This window comes from Ramlibacter tataouinensis, from assembly GCF_001580455.1.
Lineage (GTDB): Bacteria > Pseudomonadota > Gammaproteobacteria > Burkholderiales > Burkholderiaceae_C > Ramlibacter > Ramlibacter tataouinensis_B.
Genome location: NZ_CP010951.1, coordinates 1,073,666 through 1,090,220 on the forward strand (window position 1 = coordinate 1,073,666; position 16,555 = coordinate 1,090,220).

Annotated in this window: 15 protein-coding genes; 9 read left to right on the forward strand and 6 right to left on the reverse strand. The window is 70.1% G+C overall.

The annotated features are described in order from the left end of the window. Position 1 precedes the first annotated feature (1 nt). Positions 2-1,783: a 2-oxo-4-hydroxy-4-carboxy-5-ureidoimidazoline decarboxylase gene (gene uraD / locus UC35_RS05225; protein WP_061496864.1), complete on the forward strand. Its 1,782-nt coding sequence runs from the start codon at positions 2-4 to the stop codon at positions 1,781-1,783. A gap of 58 nt (positions 1,784-1,841) precedes the next feature. Next, a complete protein-coding gene (locus UC35_RS05230) occupies positions 1,842-3,062 on the forward strand; it encodes a M20 family metallopeptidase (RefSeq protein WP_061496866.1) in 1,221 nt (406 codons plus the stop codon). Here UC35_RS05230 and UC35_RS05235 read toward each other — a convergent pair. The 5 genes from UC35_RS05235 to hutU form a co-directional block, all read right to left on the reverse strand. Then, positions 3,059-3,937, reverse strand: coding sequence for an ABC transporter ATP-binding protein (locus tag UC35_RS05235; RefSeq protein WP_082792682.1), 879 nt, complete (start codon positions 3,935-3,937; stop codon positions 3,059-3,061). The genes UC35_RS05230 and UC35_RS05235 overlap by 4 nt on opposite strands. Then, positions 3,922-4,695, reverse strand: a complete 774-nt coding sequence (locus UC35_RS05240; protein WP_061496868.1) for an ABC transporter permease — start codon at positions 4,693-4,695, stop codon at positions 3,922-3,924. The genes UC35_RS05235 and UC35_RS05240 overlap by 16 nt, the downstream gene beginning before the upstream one ends. 82 nt (positions 4,696-4,777) lie before the next feature. Next, entirely contained in the window at positions 4,778-5,722 is a 945-nt protein-coding gene (locus tag UC35_RS05245; protein WP_061496870.1) for an ABC transporter substrate-binding protein, read from the reverse strand. 44 nt (positions 5,723-5,766) lie between these two features. Then, positions 5,767-7,323: a histidine ammonia-lyase gene (gene hutH / locus UC35_RS05250; RefSeq protein ID WP_082793520.1), complete on the reverse strand. Its 1,557-nt coding sequence runs from the start codon at positions 7,321-7,323 to the stop codon at positions 5,767-5,769. Between the two features lie 2 nt (positions 7,324-7,325). Then, on the reverse strand, positions 7,326-9,029 hold the full coding sequence (gene hutU / locus UC35_RS05255; RefSeq protein ID WP_061496874.1) for a urocanate hydratase: 1,704 nt from the start codon (positions 9,027-9,029) through the stop codon (positions 7,326-7,328). An 87-nt stretch (positions 9,030-9,116) separates the two neighbouring features. On the opposite strand from hutU, the gene hutC reads away from it, so the two are divergent. From hutC to UC35_RS05280, 5 genes are read left to right on the forward strand one after another with little or no spacing between them, the layout of a single operon-like run. Further along, the gene (hutC, locus tag UC35_RS05260; protein ID WP_061496876.1) at positions 9,117-9,827 is read left to right on the forward strand and encodes a histidine utilization repressor; all 711 of its coding nucleotides are present in this window, start codon (positions 9,117-9,119) and stop codon (positions 9,825-9,827) included. Continuing rightward, a complete protein-coding gene (locus UC35_RS05265) occupies positions 9,824-10,378 on the forward strand; it encodes a HutD family protein (RefSeq protein WP_061496878.1) in 555 nt (184 codons plus the stop codon). The genes hutC and UC35_RS05265 overlap by 4 nt, the downstream gene beginning before the upstream one ends. Beyond that, entirely contained in the window at positions 10,375-11,583 is a 1,209-nt protein-coding gene (gene hutI / locus UC35_RS05270; protein ID WP_061496880.1) for an imidazolonepropionase, read from the forward strand. Before UC35_RS05265 ends, hutI begins: the two co-directional genes overlap by 4 nt. After that, a complete protein-coding gene (hutG, locus tag UC35_RS05275; protein WP_061496882.1) occupies positions 11,580-12,377 on the forward strand; it encodes an N-formylglutamate deformylase in 798 nt (265 codons plus the stop codon). The genes hutI and hutG overlap by 4 nt, the downstream gene beginning before the upstream one ends. After that, a complete protein-coding gene (locus UC35_RS05280; protein WP_061496884.1) occupies positions 12,370-13,734 on the forward strand; it encodes a formimidoylglutamate deiminase in 1,365 nt (454 codons plus the stop codon). Before hutG ends, UC35_RS05280 begins: the two co-directional genes overlap by 8 nt. Positions 13,735-13,784: 50 nt before the next feature. On the opposite strand, the gene UC35_RS05285 is transcribed toward UC35_RS05280, so the two are convergent. Further along, positions 13,785-14,051 (reverse strand): GlsB/YeaQ/YmgE family stress response membrane protein, encoded by a 267-nt coding sequence (locus UC35_RS05285; protein WP_061496885.1) that lies wholly within the window; start codon positions 14,049-14,051, stop codon positions 13,785-13,787. 356 nt (positions 14,052-14,407) lie between these two features. Between UC35_RS05285 and UC35_RS05290 the strand changes: the two genes are divergently transcribed. Then, a complete protein-coding gene (locus UC35_RS05290; protein WP_193788637.1) occupies positions 14,408-15,058 on the forward strand; it encodes a hypothetical protein in 651 nt (216 codons plus the stop codon). A gap of 221 nt (positions 15,059-15,279) precedes the next feature. Then, positions 15,280-16,482: a DUF4382 domain-containing protein gene (locus UC35_RS05295; RefSeq protein WP_061496887.1), complete on the forward strand. Its 1,203-nt coding sequence runs from the start codon at positions 15,280-15,282 to the stop codon at positions 16,480-16,482. Positions 16,483-16,555: the final 73 nt, after the last annotated feature.

Consider the following 16,555-nt stretch of genomic DNA (forward strand, 5'->3'; position numbering starts at 1 on the left):
GATGGCCGCCACGCTGGAAGCGCTCAACACCGCATCGCCCCAGGAGGCCGAAGGCCTGCTCGAGGGTATCTACGAGCATTCGCCCTGGATCGCCCAGGGCGCGCTGCGCCAGCGCCCCTTCCGATCGCTGGCCCATCTCAAGCACGCGATGGCGCGCGTGGTGGCCGAGGCCGCGCGCGAGGCCCAACTGGCACTGCTGCGGGCGCACCCCGAACTCGCGGGCAAGGCGATGGTGGACAAGGCCCTGACCGCCGAATCCACCGGCGAGCAGCGCAGCGCAGGGCTGACCGATTGCAGCCCCGAGGAGTTCGCGCAACTGCAGCGGCTCAACGCCGGCTACAACGCGAAGTTCGGCTTTCCCTTCATCCTGGCGGTGCGCGGGCCGCGCGGCACCGGGCTGACGCGCCGGCAGATCATCGACACCTTCGAGCGGCGGCTGGACAACCCGGTCGACGTGGAACTGGCCGAAGGCTTGCGCAACGTGCACCGCATCGCCGAGCTGCGTCTGAACGACCGGTTCGGCGCCGAGCCCGCGCTCGGCAACCAGGTGTGGGACTGGCAGGAAGCCCTGGCCGCGTTCAGCGATCCCGGCTTCAGGGAAAAGGGCCAGCTCACCGTCACCTACCTCACCGAGGCGCACCGCGCCGCCGCCGCGCGCATCGCGCAGGACATGCGGGACTGCGGGTTCGACGAGGTCGGCATCGACGCCGTGGGCAACGTGGTCGGCCGCTACCGTGCGCGCACCGAGGACGCTCGGCTGCTGCTCACCGGCTCGCACTACGACACCGTGCGCAACGGCGGACGCTACGACGGACGGCTGGGCATCTTCACGCCCATGGCCTGCGTGCGCGAGCTGGCGCGGACCCAGCGGCGCCTGCCCTTCGGCATCGAGGTGGTCGCCTTCTCCGAGGAGGAGGGGCAGCGCTACAAGGCCACCTTCCTGGGTTCGGGCGCGCTGAACGGGCAGTTCGATCCGGCCTGGCTGGAGCAGAAGGATGCCGGCGGCGTGACCATGCGCGAGGCCATGCACGAAGCCGGCCTGCCTGCCACGCTGGAGGCGATCGCGGCCCTGCGGCGCGACCCGGCGCGCTACCTCGGCTTCGTGGAGGTCCACATCGAGCAGGGGCCGGTCCTCAACGAGATCGACCTGCCGCTCGGGATCGTCACCTCAATCAACGGCGGCGTGCGCTATCAGTGCGAAGTCACCGGCATGGCCAGCCACGCCGGCACCACGCCCATGGACCGGCGGCGCGATGCGGCGGTGGCGGTGGCGGAGCTGGCGCTGTTCATCGAGCAACGCGCGGCGCGCGACGGCGACTCGGTCGGCACCATCGGCATGCTGGAGGTGCCGGGCGGCTCGATCAACGTGATCCCCGGCCGCTGCCGCTTCAGCCTGGACCTGCGCGCGCCCAACGATGCGCAGCGCGACGCCCTGGTGGCCGAGGTGCTGGCCGAGCTGGACGCGATCTGCGCCCGCCGGGGCGTGCATGCCACCGTGGAGCCCACCATGCGAGCCGCGGCCGCGCCCAGCGATCGCGCCTGGCAGCAGCGCTGGGAGCGGGCGGTGCAGGCGCTGGGCGTGCCGCTGCACCGAATGCCCAGCGGCGCTGGCCACGACGCGATGAAGCTGCACGAGGTGATGCCGCAGGCCATGCTGTTCGTGCGCGGCCAGAACGGGGGCATCAGCCACAACCCGCTGGAGAGCACGACGGCCGACGACATGCAGCTGGCAGTGCAGGCCTTCCTGGGCCTGCTCACCGGCCTGGCGGAGGAATCCCCATGAGCCGCACGGCCGCTCCGAAGGCTCATGGCACCGCAGCCCGGAGGGCGGAGGTTATTCAATGAACGAAGCCCAGCTCGACGCCTGGATCGACGCGCACTTCGACGAGCAAGTGCGCTTCCTGCAGGAGCTGGTGCGCGTGCCCACCGACACGCCGCCGGGCGACAACGCGCCGCACGCCGAGCGCACCGCCGAGCTGCTGAAAGCCTTCGGCTTCGAGGCGGAGAAGCACCCGGTCGAGCCCGCCGATGCGCAGGCCCACGGCATGAGCTCGATCACCAACCTGATCGTGCGCCGGCGCTACGGCCCCGGGCCCACCATCGCGCTCAACGCCCACGGCGACGTGGTGCCGCCAGGCGAAGGCTGGACCCACGACCCCTATGGGGCGGAGATCGTCGACGGCCAGATGTACGGGCGGGCGGCGGCGGTGAGCAAGAGCGACTTCGCCACCTACGCCTTCGCCGTGCGGGCGCTGGAGTCGCTGGGCCCGCCGCGCCAGGGCGCGGTGGAGCTGCACTTCACTTACGACGAGGAATTCGGCGGCGAGCTCGGCCCGGGCTGGCTGCTGCGCCACGGCCTGACGAAGCCGGACCTGCTGATCGCCGCCGGCTTCAGCCACGAGGTGATCACCGCGCACAACGGCTGCCTGCAGCTGGAAGTGACGGTGCACGGCAAGATGGCGCACGCCGCGGTGCCGGCGACCGGCGTCGATGCGCTGCAGGCCGCGGTGCGCATTCTAAACGCGCTCTATGCGCTCAACGACGGCTACCGGCAGCTGCGCTCGCAGGTGCCGGGCATCACCCACCCTTACCTGAACGTGGGCCGCATCGTGGGCGGCACCCACACCAACGTGGTGCCGGGCAAGGTCGTGTTCAAGCTCGACCGACGCATGATCCCGGAAGAGGACCCTGCGCAGGTCGAAGCGGCTGTGCGGGACACGATTGCGCAGGCGGCGGGCGCCTGCCCCGGCATCCAGGTCGAGGTCCGGCGCCTGCTGCTCGCCCGCTCCATGAAGCCGCTGCCCGGCAACCGCCCGCTGGTCGAGGCCATCCGCAAGCACGGCCAGGCGGTGTTCGGGCACGACATCCCGGCGGTGGGGACACCGCTCTACACCGACGTGCGGCTCTATGCGGAATCCGGCATTCCCGGTGTCATCTATGGCGCCGGGCCCCGCACGGTGCTGGAGTCGCACGCCAAGCGCGCCGACGAGCGGCTGGACCTGGAGGACCTGCGCGGCGCGACCAAGGTGGTCGCGCGCACGCTGCACGAACTCCTGGGCTAGGACTCCAGCCCCGCCGCGCGCCGCACCTCGATGCGGATCTCCTCGGTCAGGCGCGCCTTCAGCTCGGCGAAGGGCGGCGTGGTCTTCATCGCGTAGTGGCGCGGGTGCGCCAGCGGCACCGGCAGGTCGCACTTGATGCGGCCCGGCCGCGCGCTCATCACCACGACGCGATTGCCCATGAAGATGGCTTCGTCGATGTCGTGGGTGACGAACAGCACCGTCTTGCGCTCCTCTTCCCAGATGCCCAGCAGCAGCTCCTGCATGAGCTCACGGGTCTGGTGGTCCAGCGCGCCGAAGGGCTCGTCCATCAGCAGGATGCGCGGGTTGTTGGCCAACGCCCGCGCCAGCGCGGTGCGCTGCTGCATGCCGCCGGACAGCTGCTTGGGGAAGTGGCTCTCGAAGCCGGACAGGCCCACCTTCGCCAGGAAGTGGCGCGCGATCTCCTGCTGCTTGGCCGCCGGCATGCCCTTCTCGCGCAGGCCGAAGCACACGTTCTGCAGCACGGTGAGCCAAGGGAACAGCGTGTAGCTCTGGAACACCATGCCGCGGTCGGCGCCGGGGCTGCTCACCGGCTGGCCGTCCAGCGCGATCACGCCGCTGCTGGGCGTGTCCAGCCCGGCCACCATGCGCAGCAGCGTGCTCTTGCCGCAGCCCGAGGGCCCGAGGATGGTGATGAAGTCGTTCTCCTGCACCAGCAGGTCGGTGGCTTGCAGCGCGACGGTCTGGCCGCCGCGCGCGGCGAAAGCCTTGGAGACGCCGCTGACCTGGAGGATGGCCGGTCCGCGCGCGGCGCCCGGGCCCGGACCGCGCAGGCCTTCCTGGGGAGCGGCGTCGTCGACGAGGTGCCAGGCGGTGGGACTCACAACTTTGCCCATGGGAACAGCTTCCGGTTCAATGCCTTGAAGGCGAAGTCGGTCACCAGGCCGATCAGCCCGATGACGATGATGCCGAAGATGATCTGGTCGGTGGCCAGCAGCGCCTGGCTGTCGGTGATCATGTGGCCGATGCCGCTGGAGGCGCCGATCAGTTCCGCCACGATCACATAGGTCCAGGCCCAGCCCAGCACCATGCGCAGCGTTTCCGCAATCTCCGGCGCGCTGGACGGCAGCAGCACGCGCTTGACGACGCCGGCGTCCAACGCGCCCAACGTGTAGGCCGCCTCCACCAGGTCGCGCCGCGTGTTGCCCACGCTCACCGCGATCATCAGCACCAGCTGGAAGAACGAGCCGATGAAGATCACCGAGAGCTTCTGCGCCTCGCCGATGCCGGCCCACAGGATCAGCAGCGGGATGAAGGCCGAGGCCGGAAGGTAGCGCGCGAAGCTGACGAAAGGCTCGAAGAAAGCCTCGATCGGCTTGTACGCGCCCATCAGCACGCCCAGCGGCACGGCCAAGGCGGCGGCGATCAGGAAGCCGCCCAGCACGCGCCACACGGTCACCCCGATATCGCCGAGGAAGCCGTGCTGCGTCAGCAGGGTCCAGCCGGACTTCACCATGGTGAGCGGATCGGCCAGGAAGGTCTTCGACACCAGGCCGCCGAAGGTCACGGCGGCCCAGACCAGGAAGAAGAGCACGAAGAAGGACACGCCCAGCACCGCGCGGGTGCGGGGATCCACCGGAGCCAGGGGTTTCATCGGCAGGCCTCCTGCCGGGCCGCCACCCGGGCGGCCCGCACTGCCCCGGGGGGCAGCGAGTTCAAGAACAGATGGACGTGAGTCATTTCAGGAAACGCGTGTCAGCGAGCTTGGTGAGGTCGGGGATCTGCTTGATGATCCCGGCTTCGAGCAGCAGGTCGGCCGCTTCCTTGCTGAAGGCGGCGTGCTCGCCGGCGAAGAACTTCTGGTTGGCCTCGCGGTCCTGCCAGCGCAGGAACTTCTGGCTGGCCTCGAACTGCTCGGCGCTCTGCTTGACGTCGGCGCCCATGATCTCGAAGCTCTTCTTCGGGTCCTTCCTGATCAGGTCCACTGCTTCGAAGTAGCTGTCGGCCAGCGCCTTGGCGGCCTTGGGGTTCTCCGACAGGAACTTGGGCGTGCAGCCGAAGGTGTCCATCACCATCGGGTAGTCCAGCGTGGTGGCGATGATCTTGCCGGCCTCGGGCTTGGCGCGCACCGCCGACAGGTAGGGCTCGTAGGTCATGGCGGCATCCAGGTCGGCGGTGCCGGCGATCATGGCGTTGGCGGCGGCCTGGGGCTCGAGGTTGACGACCTTCACGTCCTTGGGCGACAGGCCGTTCTTCTTCAGCATCCAGGCCAGCGTGAAGTAAGGCGCGGTGCCGGGCGCGCTGGCGGCCACGGTCTTGCCCTTGAGGTCGCTGATCTTGGCGATGTTGCTCTTGACCACCATGCCGTCGGCGCCGAAGGACTTGTCCAGCTGGAAGATCTGGGTGGTGGCCACGCCGTTGGCGTTCCACACGATCCAGGTCTCCACGGTGGTCGCGGCGCACTGCACGTCGCCGGAGGCGATGGCCAGGTGGCGATCCTTCTGCGGGATCTTCTTGAGGGTGACGTCCAGGCCGTTCTTCTTGAAGATGCCCGCTTCCTTGGCCAGCGTGAGCGGCGCGAAGCCGGTCCAGCCGGACAAGCCGACGGACAGCTTGGTTTCCTGCGCGTGCGCGAACACGGCGCCGGCCAGCAGCGGGAGGGCGAACAGCAGCTTCTTCATGGGGTGGTCTCCAGGTTGGTGTGAGTGAAAACGCAATGCATGCCTCATGCCAGTCGCAGGGCCTGCAATTCGGGGATGCGTGAGTCGGTGGCGCGGCCGATGTCGCCGGAGGCCACCAGGTGGCGCATGGCTTCGATGTCGTGCGCCAGGCTGCGGTCGGCCATCATGGCGGGCGAGACGCTGCGCACCAGGCGCATGACGCCCTCCAGCGCGGCGGCGCTGGTGAGCGGCCGCAGGAACTCGATGCCCTGCGCCGCGGCCAGCAGCTCGATCGCCACGATGTGCGCGGTGTTGGCCAGCATGGGCTGCAGGCGGCGGGCGGCGAAGGTGGCCATGCTCACATGGTCCTCCTGGTTGGCCGAGGTCGGCAGGCTGTCGACGCTGGCCGGATGCGCGTACGACTTGTTCTCCGAGGCGAGCGCCGCGGCGGTGACGTGCACGATCATGAAGCCGGAATTGAGCCCCGGGTCCGGCGTGAGGAAGGGCGGCAGCCGCGACACCACGGTATCCACCAGCATGGCCACGCGGCGCTCCGCGATGGCGCCGATCTCGGCGATCACCACCGCCAGCGCGTCGGCGGCCAGGGCCACCGGTTCGGCGTGGAAGTTGCCGCCCGAGACCATGGCCGCACTCTCGCCGGCGAACACCAGCGGGTTGTCGGTCACCGCATTGGCCTCGCGCACCAGCACCTGGGCGGCATAGCGCATCTGGTCCAGGCAGGCGCCCATCACCTGCGGCTGGCAGCGCAGGCAGTACGGGTCTTGCACCCGGTCGTCGCCGTTCAGGTGCGAGCGGCGGATCTCGCTGCCCACCATCAGGGCGCGGTAGGCGGCCGCGCAGTCGATCTGCCCCGGCTGGCCGCGCACCGCGTGGATGCGCGGGTCGAACGGGCCGTCGCTGCCGCGCGCGGCATCGAGCGTGAGCGAGCCGGCGACCACCGCCGCCTCGAACAGCCGGTCGGTCGCCAGCAGGGCGTCCAGCGCCAGCGCGGTGGACACCTGCGTGCCATTGATCAGGGCCAGGCCCTCCTTGGCGCCCAGCTGCAGCGGCCGCAGCCCCGCGCGCTCCAGCGCCTGCGCGGCGGGCATGCGCACGCCCTTGTGGAAGGCCTCGCCCTCGCCGATCAGCGGCAGGCTCATGTGCGCCAGCGGCGCGAGGTCGCCCGAGGCGCCGACCGAACCTTGCGCCGGGATCACCGGCAGCACATCGCGGTTGTGCAGCGCGAGCAGGCCGTCCACCACCTCTTCGCGCACGCCCGAGAAGCCGCGCGCCAGGCTGGCGGCCTTGAGCAGCAGGATCAGGCGCACCACGCGCGCCGGCAGCGGCTCACCCACGCCGACGGCGTGCGAGCGCAGCAGCTTGAGCTGCAGCAGCGCCAGATCCTCGCGTGCGATGCGCGTGGTGGCCAGCTTGCCAAAGCCGGTGTTGACGCCGTACACCGGCTCGTCGCCGGCGGTGGCGCGCTGCACCAGGCCGGCACTGGCGCCGACCGCGGCGCGGCACGAGGGATCGAGCGCGGCCTGCAGCGAGGGCATGTCGGCCAGGCGGCGCAGTTGCCCCAGGGTCAGCGCGCCAGGAACGATGACTTCTTTCTCCTGCACGCTCACCCCTGCATCGGAAGGTTCAGGCCGTGCTCGCGCGCGCACTGCTTCGCGATCTCATAGCCGGCGTCGGCGTGGCGCATCACGCCCGTGGCCGGGTCGTTCCACAGCACGCGCTCCACCTTGGCCGCGGCCTCATCGGTGCCGTCGCACACGATCACCACGCCGGCATGCTGCGAATAGCCCATGCCGACGCCGCCGCCGTGGTGAATGCTGACCCAGGTGGCACCGCTGGCGGTGTTGAGCAGCGCGTTGAGCAGCGGCCAGTCGCTCACGGCGTCGCTGCCGTCCTTCATGGCCTCGGTCTCGCGGTTGGGTGAAGCCACCGAGCCGCTGTCCAGGTGGTCGCGGCCGATCACGATGGGACCTTTGAGCTCGCCACGCTTGACCATCTCGTTGAAGGCCAGCCCGGCCAGGTGGCGCTCGCCCAGGCCGATCCAGCAGATGCGCGCGGGCAATCCCTGGAAGCTGATGCGCTCACCGGCCATGTCCAGCCAGCGGTGCAGGTCCTTGTTGTGCGGGAACAGCTCCTTCATCTTGGCGTCGGTCTTGCGGATGTCCTCCGGGTCGCCGCTGAGCGCCACCCAGCGGAACGGGCCCACGCCCCGGCAGAACAGCGGGCGCACATAGGCCGGCACGAAGCCGGGGAAGTCGAAGGCGTTGGCCACGCCGAAGTCCTGGGCCACCTGGCGCAGGTTATTGCCGTAGTCCACCGTGGGCACGCCCATTTCGTGGAAGGCGAGCATGGCGCGGATGTGGGCGGCGCAGGACTCGCCGGCCGCCTGCTTCAGGCGCGCGTGGTGGTCCGGGTCCTGCTGCGCTTCCTGCCACTGCTCGACCGTCCAGCCGATGGGCAGGTAGCCGTTGATCAGGTCGTGGGCCGAGGTCTGGTCGGTGACGATGTCGGGACGCGGGCCGCCGGCCTGGGCGCGACGGACCAGCTCGGGCACGATCTCGGCCGCATTGCCGCACAGGCCGATGGACACGGCCTCCTTGCGCGCGGTGTGGTGCTGGATCAGCGCCAGCGCCTCGTCCAGGTCCCGGGCCTGCTTGTCCAGGTACTTCGTGCGCAGGCGGAAATCGATGCGGCTCTGCTGGCATTCGATGTTCAGCGAGCAGGCGCCGGCGAAAGTGGCAGCCAGCGGCTGGGCGCCGCCCATGCCGCCCAGCCCGGCGGTGAGCACCCAACGTCCGGCCAGGTCGCCGTGGTAGTGCTGGCGGCCGGCCTCCACGAAGGTCTCGTAGGTGCCCTGCACGATGCCCTGGCTGCCGATGTAGATCCAGCTGCCGGCCGTCATCTGGCCGTACATCATCAGCCCGGCGCGGTCCAGCTCGTTGAAGTGCTCCCAGGTGGCCCACTTGGGCACCAGGTTGGAGTTGGCCAGCAGCACCCGCGGTGCGCCGGTGTGGGTGCGGAACACGCCGACCGGCTTGCCCGATTGCACCAGCAGCGTTTCGTCAGCCTTGAGCTTGCGCAGGGAATCGAGGATGGCGTCGAAGGCGGGCCAGCTGCGCGCGGCCTTGCCGATGCCGCCGTAGACCACCAGCGCGTCGGGGTTTTCGGCGACGGCCGGATCCAGGTTGTTCTGGATCATGCGGTAGGCGGCCTCGATCTGCCAGTTGGCGCAGCTGAGCTGGTTGCCCCGGGGGGCGTGCACCGGGCGCGGCCCGGCGGCGAGGTGGGTGGCTTGGGAGTGGTCGGACATGGCGCGGCTGAGTTGTCTATACAAGTTGATTGGCGCGAAGGATAGTTGTCTATACAAGTCGTGTCAACTGGGGTATGCTCGCGGCCCATGGCAAAGGACGAACGGCCTGCCTACGAGCAGGTCAAGGACTGGATCCGCAAGCACATCGCCAGCGGGGCGTGGAAGCCGGACGACGTGGTGCCCAGCGAGGCGGCGCTGATGGAACGCTTCGCCATCAGCCGCATGACGGCCCACCGGGCGCTGCGCGAACTCGCCGCGGAGGGGCTGGTGACGCGGGTTCAGGGTTCAGGCACGCGGGTGGCCCAGCTGCACCGCATCTCGTCGCAGCTGGTGATCCGCGACATCCACGAGGAGGTCGCCGAGCGCGGCCACGTGCACAGCACCCGGGTGCTGCGGGTGGCCGAAGAGAAAGCGGGGCCCGAGCTCGCCGAGTCGCTGGGGCTGCGCCGCGGCGCGCGCGTGTTCCACACCGTGCTGGTGCACCTGGAAAACGGCGTTCCGATCCAGTATGAGGACCGCTACGTCAACCCCCAGGCGGCGCCCACCTATATGCAGACCGACTTCACCCGGGAGTCGCCCACGCTGCACCTGCTGCAGCACGCGCCGCTGACCGAGGCGAGCTACAGCATCGAGGCCACCCTGCCCACGGCCGAAGAGGCTCTGGCCCTGGGCATCGAATCGAGCGAACCCTGCCTCGCCATGATGCGCCGCACGGTCAGCGGCGCCCATGTGGCCAGCGTCGCGCGGCAGCTCTACCCGGGCACGCGCTACAGCTTCAACGGGCAGTTCCAGGCATGAAGTGGGAACTCGTCGCACTGGACGCCGTGGCCCCGCAAGCCTGGCGCAACGGCGGTGGCCTCACGCGCGAGCTGCTCGCCTGGCCGACGGCCGCAGCCTGGCGGCTGCGCCTGTCCGTCGCCGACGTGAACGCGGCAGGGCCCTTCTCCCCCTTTCCCGGCATCGAGCGCTGGTTCGCGGTGCTGGAAGGCGACGGCGTCGTGCTGCGCATGGATGGCGAGGATCTCACGCTCACGAGCGCCGAAGCGCCCCTGCGCTTCGATGGCGGCCGCAGCGTGGACTGCGCGCTGCGGGGCGGCGCGACGCGCGACTTCAACCTGATGGCGCCGCCGGGGCGCGCGCGGATGTGGCGCGCGCGCGGGCGACACCGATTCGACGCCCCCGAAGGCTCGCTGCTGGCGGCTTATGCGCACGCGGCATCCGCGCGGGTGCAAGTGGCCGGCGAGGCGCTGGAGCTGCCGCCACGGCACCTGGCCTGGACCCGCCTCGATGCACCGGCCAGCGGCGAGCTCGCGTCTGAAGACGCCTTGTGGATGGAGGCCACCCTATGAATGTCCAGGTCTGGACGAACGCGCGCGTCGCGACCCTGGCGGCGGATGCACCGCAGCCCTACGGCCTGATCGAGGATGGCGCGCTGGCAGTGGAAGACGGCCGCATCGCCTGGGTCGGCGCGCGCGCCGAGTTGCCCGCCGCCTTCCGCGCGACCGCCGCGCACGATGCCCAGGGCGCGCTGATCACCCCCGGCCTGATCGACTGCCACACCCACTTGGTCTGGGGCGGCGACCGCGCGGGCGAGTTCGAGGCGCGACTGCGCGGCGCCAGCTACGAGGAGATCGCCCGCGCCGGCGGCGGCATCGTCTCCACGGTGAAGGCCACCCGCGAGGCCGATGAGGCCACGCTGCTGGCGCAGTCGCGGCGGCGCCTGCGCGCGCTGCTGGCCGAAGGCGTCACCACCCTCGAGATCAAGTCGGGCTACGGCCTGGCCGAGGCGGCCGAGGCGAAGTGCCTGCGCGTGGCGCGCCGCCTGGGCGAGCTGGAGCGCGTGGCGGTGCGCACCACCTTCCTGGGCGCGCACGCGCTGCCGCCCGAGTTCGCCGGCCGCGCGGACGACTACATCGCCAGCGTGTGCGACATGCTGCCGCGGCTGCATGCCCAAGGCCTGGTCGATGCGGTCGACGCCTTCTGCGAAACCATCGGCTTCAGCACCGCCCAGACGCGGCGCGTGTTCGAGGCGGCGCGCGCGCTGGGGCTGCCGGTGAAGCTGCACGCCGAGCAGCTGAGCGACAGCGGCGGCGCCGAACTCGCCGCCAGCTTCGGCGCGCTGAGCAGCGACCACCTCGAATGGCTCAGCGAAACCGGCGCCCGCGCGATGGCGCAGGCCGGCAGCGTCGCCGTGCTGCTGCCGGGCGCCTTCTACTTCCTGCGCGACACCAAGGTGCCGCCGATCGCCCTGCTGCGCGAGCACGGCGTGCCGATGGCGGTGTCGACCGACTGCAATCCAGGCACCTCACCCTGCACTTCGCTGCTGCTGATGCTCAACATGGCCTGCACCCTGTTCCGGCTCACGCCGGAGGAAGCGCTGGCCGGCGTGACGCGCCACGCGGCGCGCGCGCTGGGCCTGGCCGACCGCGGCGTGCTCGCGCCCGGCCTGCGCGCCGACTTCGTGCTGTGGGATGTGCGCAGCCCTGCCGAACTCGCCTATGCGTTGGGGCTCAATCCCTGCCGCGCCACCATCGTTCAAGGACAAGCAAGATGAGCTTTCATTTGCACCAAGGCAGCGTTCCGCTGCTGGTGAGCATCCCCCACATGGGGACCGAGATCCCGCCGGAGCTGCGCGGCGACTACCAGCCGCGCGCGCTGGCGCTGGAGGACACCGACTGGCACCTGGACCGCCTGTACGCCTTCGCGCGGGAGCTGGGCGCCAGCGTGCTGCAACCCACGGTGTCGCGCTACGTGGTGGACCTGAACCGCCCGCCCGACGACACGCCCATGTACCCGGGCGCGTCCAACACCGAGCTGTGCCCCACCCGCTTCTTCAGCGGCGATGCGCTGTACCGCGAGGGCTTCGCGCTGTCGTCGCAGGAGAAGGCGCGGCGCCGCGGCAACTGGTGGGCGCCCTACCACGAGGCGCTGCACGGCGAGTTGCTGCGGCTGAAGGCGTTGCACGGTCATGTGCTGCTGTGGGACGCCCACAGCATCCGCGCCGAGATCCCCTGGCTGTTCGAAGGCCGCCTGCCGGACCTCAATATCGGCACGGCCGATGGCAAGAGCGCGCATCCCGCCATCGCCCAGGCGGTGCAGGAGGCGGCAGCGCGCCACCCGCAGTTCACGCAGGTGCTGAACGGCCGCTTCAAGGGCGGCTACATCACACGCCACTACGGCAACCCGGGGCAGCACGTGCACGCGGTGCAGCTGGAGATGTGCCAGTACCTCTACATGCGCGAGGCGCCGCCCTGGAACTACGAAGAGCCGGCCGCCGCACGCATAGCGCCGGTGCTGCGCGACATGGTGGAGGCGGCGCTGCAGGCCTGCCGCAGGCTCCATGGCTGAAACGCGCCGCTTCTTCACGCCGCTCGCCTGGCTGGATGGCGGCTGGGCGCAGGACGTGCTGCTGGTCGCCGGCGCCGACGGCCGTTGGCAGCAGCTGCAGCCGGGCTGCGATGCCGCCGGGCGCGCGGGCGCGGAAGTCCTGTCCGGCCCGGTGCTGCCCGGCGTCGTCAACGGCCACAGCCACGCTTTCCAGCGCGCCATTGCCGGCCTGACCGAGCGCGCCGCGCCCGGCCGCGACGACTTCTGGAGCTGGCGCGACCGCATGTATGCCGCGGCGCTGCGCATCACGCCCGCGCAGCTGGAGGCGATCGCCGCCTTCCTCTATGCGGAGTTGCTGGCCGCCGGCTACACCCAGGTCTGCGAGTTCCACTACCTGCACAACGATCACGACGGGCGCGCCTACGCCGACCCGCTGGAGATGTCGCTGGCGCTGGTGCGCGCGGCACGCAGCGTCGGCATCGGCCTGACGCTGCTGCCTACGCTGTACATGCGCTCGGGGTTCGGCGCCCGCGGACTGCGCGAGGACCAGCGGCGCTTCGCCTCCACGCCCGATGCCGTGCTGCGCATCGCCGAGGCCGTGCGCCGCGAGGCCGCGGGCTCGCCGCTGCTGACGGCCGGCATCGCGCTGCACTCGCTGCGCGCGGTGGACGAAGGCGCATTGCACGAATGCGCCCGGGCGGCGCGCGCCGCCTCCATGCCGGTGCACATCCACATCGCGGAGCAGCAGCTGGAGGTGGAGGATTGCCTGCGCCAGCACGGCCAGCGCCCGATCGAATGGCTGCTGGACAATGTCGAGCTCGACGACGCCTGGAACCTGGTGCACGCGACGCAGGCCAACGCAAAGGAACTGCAAGCCCTGCAGCGCACCGGCGCGGCGGTCGTGCTGTGCCCCACGACCGAGGCCAACCTGGGCGATGGCGTGTTCGACCTGCCGGCCTGGCAAGCCGCAGGCGGCCCCTGGTCCATCGGCTCCGACAGCCACGTCACGCGCAGCTGGACCGAGGAACTGCGCCTGCTGGAGTACTCGCAACGCTTCGTGCTGCGCCAGCGCAACGTGGCCGCACGCGCGGCCGGTGCCGAGAGCACGGCGGCCGCGCTGCTGCAATCAGCCATGGAAGGCGGCAGCGCCGCCGGTGGCATGCCGCTGGCCGGGCTGGCCGTGGGCCAGCGCGCGGACTTCAGCGTAGTGGACACCGGCGCGGCGGCGCTGGCCGGCGTGCCCGCCACGCACCTGCTGGATGCCCTGGTGTTTTCCTCCCCCGCGAACCCGATGATGCGGGTGGTGGCCGCCGGACGCGATGCGCGACCGCGCCCGGACCACCGTGCCTACGAGGCTGCTCTGCGCGCGCTCTGGTAGCACGCGCAAACGCCCCCGCCCGTTCCGTCCCTGTGTCGGCTCCCCGCGTTTCAGCGGACCCGGCCGCGGCGGAACAGGTTGACGATCGCCAGCAGGATGACCGCGCCGATCAAGGACACGATCACTGAGCCGATCGACAGGCCTTCATTGATCGTGCCGGTACCGACCAGCGGCGAGATCAACCAGCCACCGATGAATGCGCCCACGATACCGACGACCACATTGAGCAGGATGCCCTGCTGACCATCGGTCTTCATGATCAGGCTGGCGAGCCAGCCGACGATGCCACCTACGATAAGCCAGAGAATGAAATTCATATTGACTCCTTTGCCAACCCTGTTGTCGATACGCGAGCCGATCCTCTCGGTCCAGCCACCCGGCGCCGCGCACACGAACGACGTCCGGTCGATGCAATATGGTCTTTGGCCCTCTGCACAAGCGTAGTCGCCCGTAAAGGCTCAGCGTGCGTGTTCACCGCGTGGCGGCGTCGGACGCACCCTACTCCTGCTGAGCTCAATCGCGACCACGCTGTCGTGCAGGGGGACCGGCGCCTGCGTCCTACGTTTTGTTGCGCGTCGCGCTGCCCCGAAGGCGCTTATCTCTCCGGCGATGCTCGGCCGCACGCCGCGCCTAGAGTGCGGGCAAGCCATTCGAGAGATATCAGGGGTTCAGCATGAGTTCATTCGACAAATCATCTTCCTGGCGATGTCGCGCGTCCCTGGGCATTGCGCTGATGCTGGGGGCGGCTGCCGCTTCCGCCCAGGTGGCCCAGCCGGCCGCCACCGGAATCGACGCGAGCGGTAGCTACCCAAGCGAAGTGAAGTCCTGCAAGGAGGGCCGCACCGGTGAAGACCGGGCCACCTGCCTGCGCGAAGCCGGCGCCGCCCAAGCCGAAAGAAAGCAGGGCCAGCTGGACAAGGGGAAGGCCAATCTTGACGCCAATGCCCTGGCCCGCTGCGACTACCTGAAGGGCGACGACAGGTCGGCCTGCGAGGCTCGCATGATGGGCCACGGGCAGGTCTACGGCAGCGTGGCCGGCGGCGGCCTGCTGCGCGAAGTCGAGATCGTGCTCGTCCCTCCGGGCGCCACCGAAGTCACCGTACAGCCGAAGACAGCCGATCCGGTGATGGTGCTGCCGGCCCAGACCACCGTGGCCATGCCGGTGCCACCGGCGACGCGCGAGATCGTGACCGCGCCGGTGCCGCCGGCGACGCGCGAGACCGTGGTGGTCCCGGTGCAACCGACGACCAGGGAAATCGTGGTGGTGCCGGTGCAGCCGGCGGGCACGGAACGATCGGTGATCGTCCCGGTGCCCACGCGTTAACGAATCTGTCACAAAGGAAGAGTCAATCAGGGAGATCGGCGGGCCGCGCGCCCGCCTTTTTTTGCGCTTTTCCGACGCTGGCTGTTGCCGAGTGTGTCAAGCGTAAGGCACATCGCCGGTTTGATGCCAATTTCCGGCTCAGCCGTGACGTTTGATTACGCCAGCCTCGTCAGTTGCGAACACGATCCGTCGGTTCCGTCATAACGAAAAAGGGTCCGACAATGAAGAGCAGCACTTTGAACCTGGCCGGCATCGGCATCTGGTGCACTGCCGTGGTGGCGGGGGTCGTCGCCTGTGGCGGCGGCGGCGGAGACCCGGGGGGCCAAGGCACGCTGCGCGTCGCGTTGACCGATGCGCCGGCCTGCGGCTTCGACCATGTGTACGTCACGGTCGACAAGGTCCGTGTGCACCAGAGCGCCTCGGCCGGTGACGGCGAAGCCGGCTGGACCGACCTGGCTGTCACTCCGCCGCGCCGGGTGGATCTGCTCGCCCTGACCAACGGCATCCTCGAGGAGCTGGGCTCGGTGCCGCTGGCCGCGGGCCACTACTCGCAGGTGCGGCTGGTCCTGGCCGACAACGTTACGGGCGCGGCCACGCCGGCCAATGCCGTGCAACCGACCGGTGGCAGCCTGGTGGCATTGAACACGCCCAGCGGCCAGCAAAGCGGCCTGAAGCTGCAGGCGCATTTCGAAGTCGGCTCCGGACAGCTGGCCGACCTGGTGCTCGACTTCGACGCTTGCAAGTCGATCGTGCGGGCCGGCGGTTCCGGCCAGTACAACCTCAAGCCGGTGATGAGCGTCGTGCCGCGCGCCGCGTCCTCGATCCAAGGCGTGGTGACCACCACGCTGAGCCTGAGCAGCACGACCGTCGCAGCGCAACAGGCGGGCGCCACCTTGCGCTCAACCACGCCGGATGCGAGCGGCAACTTCAGCCTGCCGTTCCTGGCACCGGGAACCTACACACTGGTGATCACCTCGGAAGGACGCGCGACCGGCGTGGTGACGAGCGTGCCCGCGGGCACCGGAACCACGGCGGTGAGCACCGCAGCGACCGCGATCACGCTGCCGACCTCGTCCATGGCCGAGGTCACCGGCACCGTGAGCGCAAGCACCCTGTCCGGCGGCAGCACAGTGACCGCGCCGGTCACGGATGCGACCGTGCGCGCGATGCAGGCGGTGGCCGGCGAAACGGTGGAAGTGCGCAGCCAGCCGGCAGACGCCGTGCTGGGCAGCTACAACCTGCGACTGCCTACTGCGGCGCCGGTCAGGGCGGCCTATGCCGCCTCGGCACCGCTGGCCTTCACCGCCGATAGCGCGGCAGCAGGCAAGTACACCATGCAATCGCAAGCGCCGAATCGCGCCGTGCTTTCCAAGCCCGCGGACATCAGTTCCGGTACCGGCACGCAAGTCAACTTCGGCTACTGACACGGTCGAGCCATGTCGCAGCGAGCGCCCAGCGCGGCGTTCGCTGCGGTGATTGCCAATCGCAATTGGCGGT

Excerpts from the sequence above, each read along its gene's own strand:
- uraD (WP_061496864.1), top strand. The coding sequence starts at position 2 with ATGGCCGCCACGCTGGAAGCGCTCAACACCGCATCGCCCCAGGAGGCC.
- UC35_RS05230 (WP_061496866.1), top strand. The coding sequence starts at position 1,842 with ATGAACGAAGCCCAGCTCGACGCCTGGATCGACGCGCACTTCGACGAG.
- UC35_RS05235 (WP_082792682.1), bottom strand. The coding sequence starts at position 3,937 with ATGGGCAAAGTTGTGAGTCCCACCGCCTGGCACCTCGTCGACGACGCC.
- UC35_RS05240 (WP_061496868.1), bottom strand. The coding sequence starts at position 4,695 with ATGAAACCCCTGGCTCCGGTGGATCCCCGCACCCGCGCGGTGCTGGGC.
- UC35_RS05245 (WP_061496870.1), bottom strand. The coding sequence starts at position 5,722 with ATGAAGAAGCTGCTGTTCGCCCTCCCGCTGCTGGCCGGCGCCGTGTTC.
- hutU (WP_061496874.1), bottom strand. The coding sequence starts at position 9,029 with ATGTCCGACCACTCCCAAGCCACCCACCTCGCCGCCGGGCCGCGCCCG.
- hutC (WP_061496876.1), top strand. The coding sequence starts at position 9,117 with ATGGCAAAGGACGAACGGCCTGCCTACGAGCAGGTCAAGGACTGGATC.
- UC35_RS05265 (WP_061496878.1), top strand. The coding sequence starts at position 9,824 with ATGAAGTGGGAACTCGTCGCACTGGACGCCGTGGCCCCGCAAGCCTGG.
- hutI (WP_061496880.1), top strand. The coding sequence starts at position 10,375 with ATGAATGTCCAGGTCTGGACGAACGCGCGCGTCGCGACCCTGGCGGCG.
- hutG (WP_061496882.1), top strand. The coding sequence starts at position 11,580 with ATGAGCTTTCATTTGCACCAAGGCAGCGTTCCGCTGCTGGTGAGCATC.
- UC35_RS05280 (WP_061496884.1), top strand. The coding sequence starts at position 12,370 with ATGGCTGAAACGCGCCGCTTCTTCACGCCGCTCGCCTGGCTGGATGGC.
- UC35_RS05285 (WP_061496885.1), bottom strand. The coding sequence starts at position 14,051 with ATGAATTTCATTCTCTGGCTTATCGTAGGTGGCATCGTCGGCTGGCTC.
- UC35_RS05290 (WP_193788637.1), top strand. The coding sequence starts at position 14,408 with ATGAGTTCATTCGACAAATCATCTTCCTGGCGATGTCGCGCGTCCCTG.
- UC35_RS05295 (WP_061496887.1), top strand. The coding sequence starts at position 15,280 with ATGAAGAGCAGCACTTTGAACCTGGCCGGCATCGGCATCTGGTGCACT.